We start from the raw sequence: 11,777 nt of genomic DNA on the forward strand, positions 1-11,777 counted from the left end.
TATCCCGGTAAGGGAGTCACTCCCGCGCCTTCGGATGTTTGGACGTCGTTACGCGAGCTACGTTTTGGGACCCGTCGCCGCCGAACTATCCTGCCGCCGCGATCTCCTGCAATGGCAGCGGCACGTCCTTCGCCACGCCCAGCACCGGAAAGCTGCGGACGTTCTTCACGTTCGGCATCGCGGCGAAATGCAGGAGCTGCTGGCGCATGCTCTCGACGCTCGGCGCCACGCATTTGAGAAGATAGTCGGTGTCTCCCGAAATCCGCCAGCACTGCTGGATGCGCGGGATCGCGGCGATCGAGCTCTCGAATGCCGCCAGCACCGGCTGGGCTTGGCTGCCGAGCTGGATCGAGACGAACGACACCACCTCGTAGCCGAGCAGCCGCTCGTCGATAACGGCGCGCACCGCCCGGATCACGCCGCGGCTGAACAGCGATTTCAGCCGCCTCACGCAGTTGGGCCCGGACACCCCGACGCGCAGCGCCAGCTCGTTATTGCGAACCCGCCCGTCCTGCTGCAACTCGGAGAGTATTTTCAGATCGACGCCGTCGAGCTGGTCACGCCCCGCCATAGCCCACCTCGTCATGGTCGCATCATGCGAGACAGCGAAGCACGGGGCGGAATGGCTGCCAAGGGCAGGACGATGGGAAGAACCGGCGTGGTTGGCCGAGCTTGTCCCGGCCAACCGCGGGCTTTTTACGTGGACGCTAAAACGTGGATGCCCGGGACAAGCCCGGGCATGACGAGAGTTTCGTTGCCCGCCCTCAATGCGTCCACGGCTCGCCGCGGCGGAACGAGAAATTGTCCGCATAGGCGACCGGACGGCGCACCGATTCCTTTGGCTCGATCACCTGGTAGGCGATGCCCTTGCGCTCGCAATAGGCGACCGCCTCTTCCTTGCTGTGGAAGTGCAGCGTGATCTGCTGCTTCATGTCGCCGGACGAGGTCCAGCCCATCAGCGGCTCGACCGCGCGCGGCTGCTCGGGCTCGTAGTCGAGCTGCCATTCCTTGGTCTTCGACCGGCCGGATTGCATCGCGTTCTTGGCGGGCTTGAAAATGCGTGCGGTCATGGACGGTCCGGGCCTCTTGTTCGTCTTTTCGTTCGATTTCGACGCGTCACGGTAGCAGTTGGTGGAAACCGCGGGCATAGTATAGAGACACCTTTAGGGAACTGATCGGTGATTCCGGCCCCCCGGGATGGCTCGCCGATGGGTATAATCATTATGCTGCATCGTGACAATTGCGTACCCGCCTTCCGCGCCGGGGTCTCGCCCGGTGGCCCTGCTTCGTTGACATCTACCTGTCCGTCCCCTCCGAAAGCTCCCGTCGCATGTCCTTCCTGAACATCAACGCCACGCTCCCCGAGAAGGGCCGTGACCTCAGGCTCGACCTGTTTCGCGGCATTGCGAACTGGGCGATCTTCCTCGACCATATCCCCGACAACGTGGTGAACTGGATCACCACCCGCAACTACGGCTTTTCCGACGCCGCGGATTTGTTCGTCTTCATCTCCGGCTACACCGCCTCCTTCGTCTATGCGCGGATGATGCTCGAGCGCGGCTTCCTGGTCGGTGCTACGAGGCTGACCAAGCGGGTCTGGCAGCTCTACGTCGCCCACATCATCCTGTTCGTGATCTACATCGCCTCGATCAGCTATCTGGCGCTGCGCTTCGGCGATTCCGAGATGATCAACGAGTTCAACGTCGCCGGCCTGGTGGACAACGCCACCGAGACGCTGCGCCAGGGCCTGTTCCTGCGCTTCAAGCCGCTCAATCTCGACGTGCTGCCGCTCTACATCGTGCTGATGGGGCTGTTTCCGCCCGTGCTCTGGTTCATGCTGCGCAAGCCGGACCTGACGATGGCATTGTCCATCGTGCTGTGGCTGACCGCGCGCCATTTCGGCCTGAACCTGAACGCCTATCCGGCCGGACAGTGGTACTTCAACCCGTATTGCTGGCAGGTGCTGTTCGTGTTCGGCGCCTGGTGCGCCATGGGCGGCGCGCGGCGCTCGATGACGCTGATCAACGCACCGGTCACGCTGTGGCTCTGTCTTGGTTACATGCTGTTTGCGCTGGTCATGACCATGGCCGGCCGCTTCCCGACCCTCGGCGGCATGTTCCCGGAATGGCTGTTCTCGGCGTTCAACCCGAACGACAAGACCAACCTCGCGCCCTACCGCTTTATCCACTTCGTCGTGATCGTGATCCTGGTGATCCGCTTCGTTCCCAAGGACTGGCCGGGCCTGGAATGGAAAGGGTTCGACCCCATCATCGTGTGCGGCCAGCAGTCGCTCGCCGTGTTCTGCGTCGGCGTGTTCCTGTCCTTCGTCGGTCATTTCGAGCTGTCGATGAGCTCGGGCTCGCTGTTCGCGCAGATCTTCGTCAGCGTCGCCGGGATCGCGATCATGACGACGGTGGCCTATTACATCTCCTGGTCGAAGAAGCAGGACAAGCCGCTGAAGCCGCCGCCGCCCAAGACTGCGGCCGCAAAGGCGGCTTGAACGGGCAGCTCCGATCCCGCCGGACGACAGCGCCGCCGCTTCAGGCCGCCGCTTCGCTGTCGTACTCGGTAAACTTCTTGTAGATCCAGTCACGGCCGTCGTGGCGGCGCCAGACCTTGCCGTAAACGAGCTGCCCGTTGATCGAGCGGCGCGGCACGAACACGGTCCAGAGGTGCCAGATCTCGGTCCAGCTCGCCTGCGGACCGACGGTTCGGACGTTGCGATCGAGAGACATGATACAGAACTCACAGGATACGAGCGCTGCGACGAACTGTGATGTCGTGTGAGCACGAATTTCAGGCAGACCGTCGCAAGCCGAACCGATCTGATAACAGTCGCGAAGGCGCCCGCAACAACCGCTCGCTCTTAACCTAACCGATCAACCTTACCTCCTGTGAGCGCGTGGCGAGACCGGTTGAAAGCGGCCGCCGATTTTCCTAGACTGTGTGCGATTTGAGAATGAGCGCGTCGTTTTGAGGACGCGCGTTGATTTCCAGGCTGACGCGAATTTTTGAAAACGATTGATGGGCGGGGGCCACCACGATGAATTTGCAATGTGCATGTCTGCGCTTGGCGCTGCATTCGACGCCGCCTGCTCTGCCCGCGAAGACGCCGGAGCAGGAGCCGCGGAAGGTCGCCAACGACAATCAGCTGGCCTGGCCATTCCTGCCGTTTCCGTTCGGCTGGTACGCGACGAACTGATGGTTGGAAAAGCGTAACGCCGCGCAAGCGGAATATCATCGCTTGGCGGCGTCCGCTAGGCATTGGGCGCTGAAATCCCCAACACCAATATGTCTAGGACGACGCCTAAAGGTTCGACAAAGTTTTACGCATTCCGCGCCGCCCGACCCGCCCCAATGCCTTGAAATGTCGCGCGGAAAGTCGCGTTGCGCAGGGAATGAGCGCCGAGGGTTAGGAAGGCTTTGGCGGCTGCGGGCATCGGCATCGAACGCGCGCCATGCACGGCTGGAGCTGCGCTCGCCTGGCGCCTCGCCGATTGGCTATTGTTCTGAGGCGCGGGTCTGGCCCACCTCGGACTGGTCGGGGCAGCTGGATTCGAACCAACGACCTGCAGTACCCAAAACATATCAGCTAGTCCCTCACCCACCATCCAGCACCCTCAGCGGCCTTGACGGCCGCCGAGAAATCGCCCGCTCCTTCACCTCGTGCCATCCATCACCTGCTGTGATTGGCACCGCGGTGCTTCCCCCGTGCTTCCCGGAGGACAAATGAGCGGTCAAACCATTACTAAAACGCTGGTCGACAGCCTGGAGAAGCGGACGGGCGAATACACCATCTGGGACGCCAAGCTTCCCGGATTCGGGGTGCGCGTCCGACCGACCGGGGCCAAGTCATTCATCATCGTTTACCGGGCCGGAACCGGCCGGACCGCGCCCGTTCGTCGGCTCACTCTGGCGGCCGTGGGCAAGATCGCCCCGGAGGTAGCTCGAACCGAAGCCAAGATCCTGCTAGGAACCGTCGCAAACGGCGCCGACCCGGCCGCGGAGAAGCGCGCGAATCGCCCCAAGCGTGAGCGGCTGACATTCGATGAGCTCGCTCAGCTCTACCTGGATCAATACGCGAAGGTCCGGAAATCGTCCTGGAAGAACGATGAGGGTTACCTGAAAAAGGCCCGGACGAAATGGAAGCGGCGAATCGCTGCCGAAATCACCGACGATGACGTCGCCGAACTCCTCGAGGAGATTGGGGGGACGGCGCCGGTCGGCGCCAACCGAACGCAGTCGGTCCTGCACACCTTGTTTTCCTGGGCCAAGGAGCCGGGCCGGAAACATGTGCCAGCCAATCCTGTGGCGGACATGCGCCGGCGCTATCAGGAAAGCCCGCGGGAACGCGTGCTTTCGGACGACGAGATCAAGGCTCTCTGGTGGGGCTTGGATGACCCGGCCCTTCCTGCCGGGCGGCCGATCGCGCTCGCCCTGCGATTCATTCTGGCAACCATGGTGCGGCCGGGCCAGTCCGCCGGCCTTCTCGTGCCCGAGCTTGTCGGCTTCACCTCGGACGACCCGCAGTATCACATTCCAAAGAATCGGGTGAAGAAGCGGCGCGAAGTGATTGTCCCTATGAACGGTTTGGCCATATCAGTCGTGCGCGAAGCCATCGTTTCCGAAGGCCAAGGGGCGGTCTTTTCTTCCTGGACGGCGACGCCCAATTCAGATGGATCGCAATCGGCGGACGGAAGCCCGGTTGATCGTCCGCCTCGCCAACTATCCCCGATCACCCGAGATGCTCTGTCGGCCGCGCTCAACGGCCGGCCAGCAAAGGGAAAGCGGCCAGCGCGGAAGGGCATTCGAGAGCACCTCGGGATGGCGCATTTCACACCGCATGACCTCCGGCGTACGGCAGCAACGATCGCGCGCCGCGGCGGGGCCAAACGTGAGGATGTCAAAGCGCTCCTTGATCACCTCGAGGGCGATGTGACGGCGACGTACGACAAATACGACATGCTGCCGGAAAAGCGGACGGTCGTCGCAATTCTTGAGGCGGAGCTCCGCAAGATTGTCGGCACCAGGCCCGTTTCGCGTGCGCCGCTCCTGGTCGTCAGCGAGAATGTCGTATCGATTGTCGAGGGAGAGCGCAGAATTGTGGGTTCTGTGAATCGCTAAAATCGACAAACCCACAAATGCAAAGGGAGATGGCTCCTGATGGTGTTTGATAGCATCTGATCCAGTCAGTGGGCGCTAGTGGCTCCTTGTTGGGCCGCCAGCTCTCTCAAACGGAGAGGAAGATGCAGCAATTTCTCGACACGAAGGAAGCCGCCAAGCACGTTCGACTGTCGACTGCCACGCTCGAGCGCTTGCGCGTGCGGGGTGGCGGTCCCCATTACATCACGCCTATTCCAACCCGCGTGCTCTACGACGTGACCGATCTTGATGCTTGGATGTGGAGCCGCCGACGTAAATCCACCTCGGAAACTGAAGCGGCCTAAAGCCGTCGGCGCGCATGCGCGCGCCCCCCCCTTCGCCGGCCAAGCATTCCCGAACGCCAGACAATGAGGGCCAAACAGCCACGTCCCCGCGGGCGCCAAAAGAATGGCCCCGCCGACTGCCAGGTCGAACGGGGCCAGAACTGAAAACGTGAGAGATGAATAACACAACGATCGTTGACAATCAACGAACCGCGCTTGGCCTCGCCGAGTTGGGGTTCGACGTCTTCCCGTTACTTCCAAATCAAAAAACGCCGGCGCTAGATAAGAATTGGAAGGACGTAGCCACTCGCGATGCAGTTAAAGTGAGGAAGCTGTGGGGCGGCGGCTATCGCGCCTGCAACATCGGCATTCGCACGGGTCTACCGCTCCAGAATGGCGTTCTGGTCGTCATCGATATTGACATCAAGGACGGCAAACCGGGGTTGCAGTCGATTGCGGAGCTCGAGGACCAGCTCGGCAAGCTGCCCCCGACCACGACTTTCAGCACCGCGTCTGGAGGCGAGCACCGCTACTTTGTAGCGCCGTGGCCGCTTGGGAACAGCAATTCCAAGCTTGGGCCCGGCGTCGATGTAAAATGCGTTGGCGGCTATGTGGTTGGCTGTGGAAGCACCATTGACGGAAAAAAATATGACCTCACAAACCAGGAAGGTATCGCCGAGCTGCCCGCGACTTGGGCCGCAGCGTGCGGCCGTCCCCGCGAGCGATCTACTCTCGATCGGGAAAGCCCCTTGGTGGAGCTCGATCAACCGACCAACATCGAACGCGCGATATCGTACCTCGCCGGCGGCGCGCCGGCGCATGGCACATACGTTGTGGCCTGCTCCGTCCGCGATTTCGGCATCAGCCAGGAAAAATGCCTTGAGTTGATCGTCGAGCATTGGCCGGGCGCCGAAGGTAAGAGCTACGAGCACATCGAAACCCGCGTGGCCAACGCCTACACGTACGCCCAGGATCCTCCCGGCATCGCATGCGCAGAAGTGGAGTTCGAGGCTGTTGAAGTGGACGCGCGATCTCACCCGCTCGGCGAGTGGGATGAACCGGCAGACCTCTGGAAGGAAGAGAAGCCGCCAAAAGACATGCTCGAGGGCATCGTTCCGCCCTTTCTGAACGCGTTCGGAAGGGACCGGGCTAGATCGCTCGGTGTGAACCAAGACGCTATCACCGCAGCCGCCGTAGCGGTCGTGGGTTCGCTGATCCCGGCGACCAACCGGCTGCAGATGTATCAAAACCGGAGCTCCTGGTCGGTGCTCTGCGTCTTGTGGACTGCGCTTGTCGGCGACCCAGGCTCAACTAAATCGGCCGCGGTGAAGGCTGCGCTCGCTTTTGCCAACCCGGTCAACAAACGCTGGTCGGTGGCATTCGCCAAGGAATTGTCCGAGTTCGATCGCGCGGAACTCGCGTTCTCCGCACAAAAGCCGGGGAAGAAAAAGACCGAAGAACTCGCGCCGGACGATCCGCATCCGGCGGACGTGATCGTAAAGCCAACGCCGCCTAAGTCGCGATCGAAGATCTCAAATGACAGCACAACGGAGGCGATCGTCACTCGCCTTGCCGAGACGCCGGAAGTTGCGCCATTGATTCAGTATTCCGACGAACTGTCGGGATGGTTGGGCGGCATGGACGCCTATCGGTCGAAGGGCTCCAAAGACAGGGCGCTTTGGCTCGAGGCGAAAGAAGGCGCCCCCTACCGTGTGGATCGGCAAGGTCGCGGCTCTGTCGAGGCGCCAAATCTCGCGGTGTCGATCATTGGAGGAATTCAAGACGACCTCATCGCCAGGCTTGCACCCGATCTCGCAACCGACGGCCTGCTTCAACGCTTCGCCTTGATCGCCATTCGGCAGCTCGGACTCGGCGAGGACAACGCCGAGGTTCCGACCATCGAGGCGGCTATCCCCCACGTGGCATTGGCGCTTTCTGGCCTCGAGGAGGCTACCTATCGCTTCGACGCGCGAGCCGCGGAGGAACTGTGGGCCATCAAGGCGTTCAAATCCCGTGAGATGGCTCGGCCCGATATTCCCTCGGGTCTGAAGACCTGGTTGGCTAAGACGGACGCCGAATTCGGCCGCTACGCGTTGGCTTTCCATTTGATCGAGTGGGCCATCATCGCGGAAGCGTTGGAAACACCACCGGATGAGTTCATCTCAGCCGACACCGCCAGGCGAGCTCGACGCTACGTGGAAGAGTTTCTCTACGCCCACGCCCTGTTCATCCACATGACCGTGCTCGACGGCGCCGGCCACGATCACGAAGCCCGGTGGATCGCCGGCTACATTCTCACCCGCGATTTGGAGCGAATAACCGCCAGAGAGGTCGCAAGAGCGCGGCCGCGCAGCCTGGGACGAAACCGGAAGCAGTTGCTCGCGGTGCTGGGCCGCCTCGAGGCCGATGGGTGGGTTCGAATGACCAGTTCCGACCCTGCCAGCTGGCGGGTTAATCCGGCAGTTCACGATGGGCGCTTCGAGGACATTCGGCGGGCCGAAACTGAACGCCGGGATGCCGTCCGCGGCGAGATCGCAGAGGCCGCGAGCGTTCGGCGAGCCGCTACGGGAGCTTCGCTATGAAAATGCGAGGCCGTCAGCGGTGTCAGCGGGTGTCAACGCTGTCAGCGCCATTGGCTGGCGGTTTGCGGCCTGACACGCTGGACTGCGCCAGCCTAGATGCGCTGACAACCGCTGACAGCGCTGACAGCAAGGTGGCCTTGAAGCCCTCGCCAGCAGCGGAGGTGTCAGCGGTGTCACTTGCGCGCGCGGATACACCAAGGCTTTTTCCCCCCTCCTACCTCTACTTTCCCCTGAGTCCATTTAGGCGGAATCCGCTGACACCGCTGACACCCCTCCGCGCTGGCCGCTCCACCCCAGTGGAGGTGCCCGCCCCGACTTTCGCCCCAATCCAAGTCGTGGGCATGCGCCCGCAATACGGGAGGCACCAATGAACCGCTTCACTCCTGGCCGCTCCTTCAAGTCTCGAGGCCGGCCTTACACGATCCTCGGCACCAAGGATCATTGGACCCGCGACGACCGCTACGTCGAGATGATCAGCTATCAGTCGGTTTGTGCCGAACCCGGTTGTGGTCGCACCTTCAGGGCTCTCACGACCAAGAGCAGGATCCGAAAAGGCCAGCTCAACAAGCGCTGCGAACTCCACCACGCGCCCGGCATACCTATTCCTGTCAAGAAGGTCAGGAAGATGCGCTCGAAGGCACGGCTGAAGAAGCCTACGGCGGCGGCGCTGCTGAGGGCGCGCAGAGAGCGCGCGCTCCAACAGGCCATTGTGGCCGTGCAAGGCGTCCAGCGCCCCTCCTACCTCGACTGAGCGGCTCTTGCAGGACTTGCAAGGGCCTTCCAGCTGCGACAATCTGGCGTTGAACCCAGAACGGAGGTCTTACCGATGCCCCGCGGTCAATTCTACACGGTCTTCACCTTGGGATTCGCGAGTGCGATCGCGCTGCTGGGGGTCATCGCGGGCCTGGCTCTGCTCTTCTGGCATGAGCCGTATTGGTGGGTCGCTCGGGCTTTCGACGGTCAGGTGAATTGGCTCTCGCCACTTTACCTCTCGCTTATCGTCGCCGGTGCTCCTCTCTTCGTGGCCTATTGGATGGTTCGCATCCAGCAAACGATCGTTCGCTGGTCCGGCGATCGGCTGATCGCAAGGCTGAACCAACAATACACTGCGATCGAACAAACGCAGGGGCGCGAATACGCCGACGAGTTCATGAGACTGCAGGCGCAAACGATGATCGAACAGAGCGAGGGGACGCCGTTCAATCTCTTCGGACGCGAGAAGATGCTCCACGCCGCGGCAGTCGCTGGCGTCCGGCCGCCAACGTAATTGCGGTGGCCGACAGTATTGTTCTTCCGCTGCGCAGGCCAGGTACCGCGCGGCGGAGCCAACCGCGAGCTCCCGAGCGAAAAGTAATCCCCTCACCTGTCATTTTTGCGACGTACCCCGGACAGCCGAAGACAGATCGCGAATACGGCATTCAGGCTTAAAAGTTGAGAGCCCAAAATCGCCAAAACGCGCAAAATCGATAGAGCGCCCCGCCACCGCACCGATTCGGAGTGACGCACCTTCGCTTGCCTAGTTTAGCGAAACCGGCCGACCAGACAAAACACAAGAAGCGCAATGGAAAGTACGGCAACAAAGCCACTTTCGCGCGAAGTCGATAAAACCAACAAACCACCCACCGTTGACCGATCGCAAGTTCGGTGATCCCAACAGCATGCAGGGGGCTCATGGGAGCAAAGCATGCGCAACGAACAGGACGTCTTCGAAGTCACAGCGATATTCACGCGTAATCCCGACGGCCAATCCTCGCCGCCGCGTGACCCCGGCACTGCCGACCACTGTGAACGCCCAGCGCCGCCGGATGCGACGGCTGCGGCAGTGGACAAGGTACCGTACGAGCCCTCCCCTGAGATCAAACAAGCGATGCTCGCGGCGGCCCGCGGCCAGGAACTGGTAGACCGCCTTGCCGCCCTTCAGAACGACGCCGTCGAAAAGTACACTGGTATCTCTCGAAGTGAGCTTGGGTTGCGCGTATGGAACGCGCCGATGGCGGCGGTCGCAAGTCGCCTGGGCCTCAAAAAGCACGTGCTGATGCGCATCTGCAAACTCTATGAAGTGCCTACGCCGCCGAGGGGCTATTTCAACATGAGTTTTGCCAACCGGCCGATCCGATGGACGCGCTTTGTCGGGCCGGGCTGAACGGGTTGACCGCCGGCCCTTCTGTCTACGAGGAGCACGAGGTCATCTCCGGCTGAAGGCCTACCAAACTCGACCGGCTCCTCAACGTTGGCATCATTGCGCCTGCTCCGTGCGGCGATGACGGACGGCAACTGTACCGGTAGGATGATCCTGCTCATCCGATGGTTGGACTCGACCCGCACTCTGCAACGTGGTTGCATACGGCATTCGATAAAACCTTTTGGGGGGATTAAAATGAAACAGCTCATTTTGGCTGCCGCACTGGCACTGGCCACAACCGCCGCACAAGCGCAGTATCTCAGCGGCACCGGTTCAAATCCGAGTACACATACCTCGTCTGGATATACCCGCAGCACCGGGACTTACGTGGCGCCGTACGTCGCAACCAATCCGAATGGCACGCAACGCGACAACTTCGGCACTAGCGGCAACTATAATCCGTCCACTGGTCAGACCGGTCATCGGACGCCGCGCTATTGAATTGCAACATCGGAGGCGTTCGACGAATTGTCGCCGGTCGGCGACAACGAAGTCGGACGTCTTTCTTTATAAGGCGAAAGGTAATGGCTAAGTCGCGCCCAATATCTTCAGTCCTCTTGCTGCTTGCGCTCGCCCTGTTTCCAAGCATGGTCCATTCTGCCGAAGTAAAAGTCGGCGTTGGTAAATCTGGCCAAGCAACGATCTGGATCACTGGGGAGATTGTACCTGGTGACGCCGACAAGTTTTCGCAGTCAATTCGGCAAGCCAATGATGCCGGAAAATTTGTCGGCAACGTTAGACTGGATTCTCCCGGCGGCAATTTGCTCGAGGGGATAAAGATCGCTGACGCCATAAGGTTCGGCAAAACATCCACCAACGTGGGCAAGACAGCTGTCTGCGCCTCGGCTTGCTTTCTGATGTTCGCTGCCGGTTCAACCAAGAACGCAGGGTATGGCGCTCAAATTGGCGTACACGGAGCGTCAGGAGAAAATGGAGAGGAAACGGTGGCATCTGGTGCCGCGACGGTCTCTATGGCCAAAATCGCCAAAGAGTTAGGCGTCCCATCCGCAATCATTGGCCGCATGGTCGTTACGTCTCCACAAGACATGGTTTGGCTGAGCCCGCAGGAGCTTCAATCGATGGGCGTCACCATGATGGGCCGCCCCTCTCAACTCACTCCGCCGGTCGCCAGTCTGCAACAGGCCCCACCGAACTCACCTTTGTCCTTATCACCCTCAGGAGCGGCGCTCTCCGCCGCACGAACAACGCCCAATGCCAGTCCTACTTGGGGAGAAATTGTCAACCGGGCGATGGAAAAATCAGCAAGCCAGAACAACGGGAAGCCGCTTTTTAGCCGCTCCTGCCAGCCCGAACTGAGGGTGTGTAACATCGGCCTAAGCTACCTGGATAATCAGGGGAAGGTCGCCTTCTTAAAAACAGTCGAGGACATGAATGGCAAGGTCATCGCACGTGAGGCATGCACCTTGAATGATTTCCAGGATGTCCGAACCTGCATCAACTGGGACGACGGCACTTCGCATCGTGACATGAAGGACAGCAAGGGAGTTTGGTCGAAGGTCGCGGACCAATAGATGTCCTCTTCCCGGCACGTTCTTTGCCAATTGAACCTCCCAGAGCATGGAGGCG

13 protein-coding genes are annotated in these 11,777 nt (G+C 61.0%); 10 read left to right on the plus strand and 3 right to left on the minus strand.

Features of this window, described 5'->3' with window-relative positions; translation table 11 throughout:
* Window positions 1–85: 85 nt before the first annotated feature.
* Entirely contained in the window at window positions 86–571 is a 486-nt protein-coding gene (locus RX329_RS23505) for an Lrp/AsnC family transcriptional regulator (RefSeq protein ID WP_007591345.1), read from the minus strand.
* A gap of 193 nt (window positions 572–764) precedes the next feature.
* Window positions 765–1,070 (minus strand): ETC complex I subunit, encoded by a 306-nt coding sequence (locus tag RX329_RS23510; protein ID WP_007591346.1) that lies wholly within the window; start codon window positions 1,068–1,070, stop codon window positions 765–767.
* 260 nt (window positions 1,071–1,330) lie between these two features.
* Between RX329_RS23510 and RX329_RS23515 the strand changes: the two genes are divergently transcribed.
* Complete coding sequence (locus RX329_RS23515) at window positions 1,331–2,500, plus strand: OpgC domain-containing protein (RefSeq protein WP_018457761.1); 1,170 nt, start codon at window positions 1,331–1,333, stop codon at window positions 2,498–2,500.
* A 40-nt stretch (window positions 2,501–2,540) separates the two neighbouring features.
* On the opposite strand, the gene RX329_RS23520 is transcribed toward RX329_RS23515, so the two are convergent.
* A complete protein-coding gene (locus tag RX329_RS23520) occupies window positions 2,541–2,735 on the minus strand; it encodes a hypothetical protein (protein ID WP_018457760.1) in 195 nt (64 codons plus the stop codon).
* Between the two features lie 335 nt (window positions 2,736–3,070).
* On the opposite strand from RX329_RS23520, the gene RX329_RS23525 reads away from it, so the two are divergent.
* The 9 genes from RX329_RS23525 (at window position 3,071) to RX329_RS23565 (ending at window position 11,722) form a co-directional block, all read left to right on the plus strand.
* The gene (locus tag RX329_RS23525; protein WP_256374433.1) at window positions 3,071–3,202 is read left to right on the plus strand and encodes a hypothetical protein; all 132 of its coding nucleotides are present in this window, start codon (window positions 3,071–3,073) and stop codon (window positions 3,200–3,202) included.
* Between the two features lie 527 nt (window positions 3,203–3,729).
* Window positions 3,730–5,124 carry an integrase family protein gene (locus RX329_RS23530; protein ID WP_317244335.1) on the plus strand — a complete coding sequence of 465 codons (1,395 nt, stop codon included), beginning with the start codon at window positions 3,730–3,732 and terminating at the stop codon, window positions 5,122–5,124.
* Window positions 5,125–5,246: 122 nt separating this feature from the next.
* Window positions 5,247–5,447, plus strand: coding sequence for a helix-turn-helix domain-containing protein (locus RX329_RS23535; protein WP_317244336.1), 201 nt, complete (start codon window positions 5,247–5,249; stop codon window positions 5,445–5,447).
* A gap of 155 nt (window positions 5,448–5,602) precedes the next feature.
* A complete protein-coding gene (locus RX329_RS23540; protein WP_317244337.1) occupies window positions 5,603–8,008 on the plus strand; it encodes a DUF3987 domain-containing protein in 2,406 nt (801 codons plus the stop codon).
* Window positions 8,009–8,375: 367 nt separating this feature from the next.
* Window positions 8,376–8,759: a hypothetical protein gene (locus RX329_RS23545; protein WP_317244338.1), complete on the plus strand. Its 384-nt coding sequence runs from the start codon at window positions 8,376–8,378 to the stop codon at window positions 8,757–8,759.
* 75 nt (window positions 8,760–8,834) lie between these two features.
* Entirely contained in the window at window positions 8,835–9,275 is a 441-nt protein-coding gene (locus RX329_RS23550; protein ID WP_317244339.1) for a hypothetical protein, read from the plus strand.
* A gap of 417 nt (window positions 9,276–9,692) precedes the next feature.
* Complete coding sequence (locus RX329_RS23555; RefSeq protein WP_317244340.1) at window positions 9,693–10,151, plus strand: hypothetical protein; 459 nt, start codon at window positions 9,693–9,695, stop codon at window positions 10,149–10,151.
* A 234-nt stretch (window positions 10,152–10,385) separates the two neighbouring features.
* A complete protein-coding gene (locus tag RX329_RS23560) occupies window positions 10,386–10,631 on the plus strand; it encodes a hypothetical protein (protein ID WP_247452942.1) in 246 nt (81 codons plus the stop codon).
* An 83-nt stretch (window positions 10,632–10,714) separates the two neighbouring features.
* Window positions 10,715–11,722 carry a hypothetical protein gene (locus tag RX329_RS23565; RefSeq protein WP_317244341.1) on the plus strand — a complete coding sequence of 336 codons (1,008 nt, stop codon included), beginning with the start codon at window positions 10,715–10,717 and terminating at the stop codon, window positions 11,720–11,722.
* Window positions 11,723–11,777 lie beyond the last annotated feature (55 nt).

Source organism: Bradyrhizobium sp. BWC-3-1 (assembly GCF_032917965.1).
GTDB lineage: Bacteria > Pseudomonadota > Alphaproteobacteria > Rhizobiales > Xanthobacteraceae > Bradyrhizobium > Bradyrhizobium canariense_D.

What these genes read in the sequence shown, in the direction of transcription:
- RX329_RS23505 (WP_007591345.1), bottom strand. Translation starts at nt 571, where the DNA reads ATGGCGGGGCGTGACCAGCTCGACGGCGTCGATCTGAAAATACTCTCC.
- RX329_RS23510 (WP_007591346.1), bottom strand. Translation starts at nt 1,070, where the DNA reads ATGACCGCACGCATTTTCAAGCCCGCCAAGAACGCGATGCAATCCGGC.
- RX329_RS23515 (WP_018457761.1), top strand. Translation starts at nt 1,331, where the DNA reads ATGTCCTTCCTGAACATCAACGCCACGCTCCCCGAGAAGGGCCGTGAC.
- RX329_RS23520 (WP_018457760.1), bottom strand. Translation starts at nt 2,735, where the DNA reads ATGTCTCTCGATCGCAACGTCCGAACCGTCGGTCCGCAGGCGAGCTGG.
- RX329_RS23530 (WP_317244335.1), top strand. Translation starts at nt 3,730, where the DNA reads ATGAGCGGTCAAACCATTACTAAAACGCTGGTCGACAGCCTGGAGAAG.
- RX329_RS23535 (WP_317244336.1), top strand. Translation starts at nt 5,247, where the DNA reads ATGCAGCAATTTCTCGACACGAAGGAAGCCGCCAAGCACGTTCGACTG.
- RX329_RS23540 (WP_317244337.1), top strand. Translation starts at nt 5,603, where the DNA reads ATGAATAACACAACGATCGTTGACAATCAACGAACCGCGCTTGGCCTC.
- RX329_RS23545 (WP_317244338.1), top strand. Translation starts at nt 8,376, where the DNA reads ATGAACCGCTTCACTCCTGGCCGCTCCTTCAAGTCTCGAGGCCGGCCT.
- RX329_RS23550 (WP_317244339.1), top strand. Translation starts at nt 8,835, where the DNA reads ATGCCCCGCGGTCAATTCTACACGGTCTTCACCTTGGGATTCGCGAGT.
- RX329_RS23555 (WP_317244340.1), top strand. Translation starts at nt 9,693, where the DNA reads ATGCGCAACGAACAGGACGTCTTCGAAGTCACAGCGATATTCACGCGT.
- RX329_RS23560 (WP_247452942.1), top strand. Translation starts at nt 10,386, where the DNA reads ATGAAACAGCTCATTTTGGCTGCCGCACTGGCACTGGCCACAACCGCC.
- RX329_RS23565 (WP_317244341.1), top strand. Translation starts at nt 10,715, where the DNA reads ATGGCTAAGTCGCGCCCAATATCTTCAGTCCTCTTGCTGCTTGCGCTC.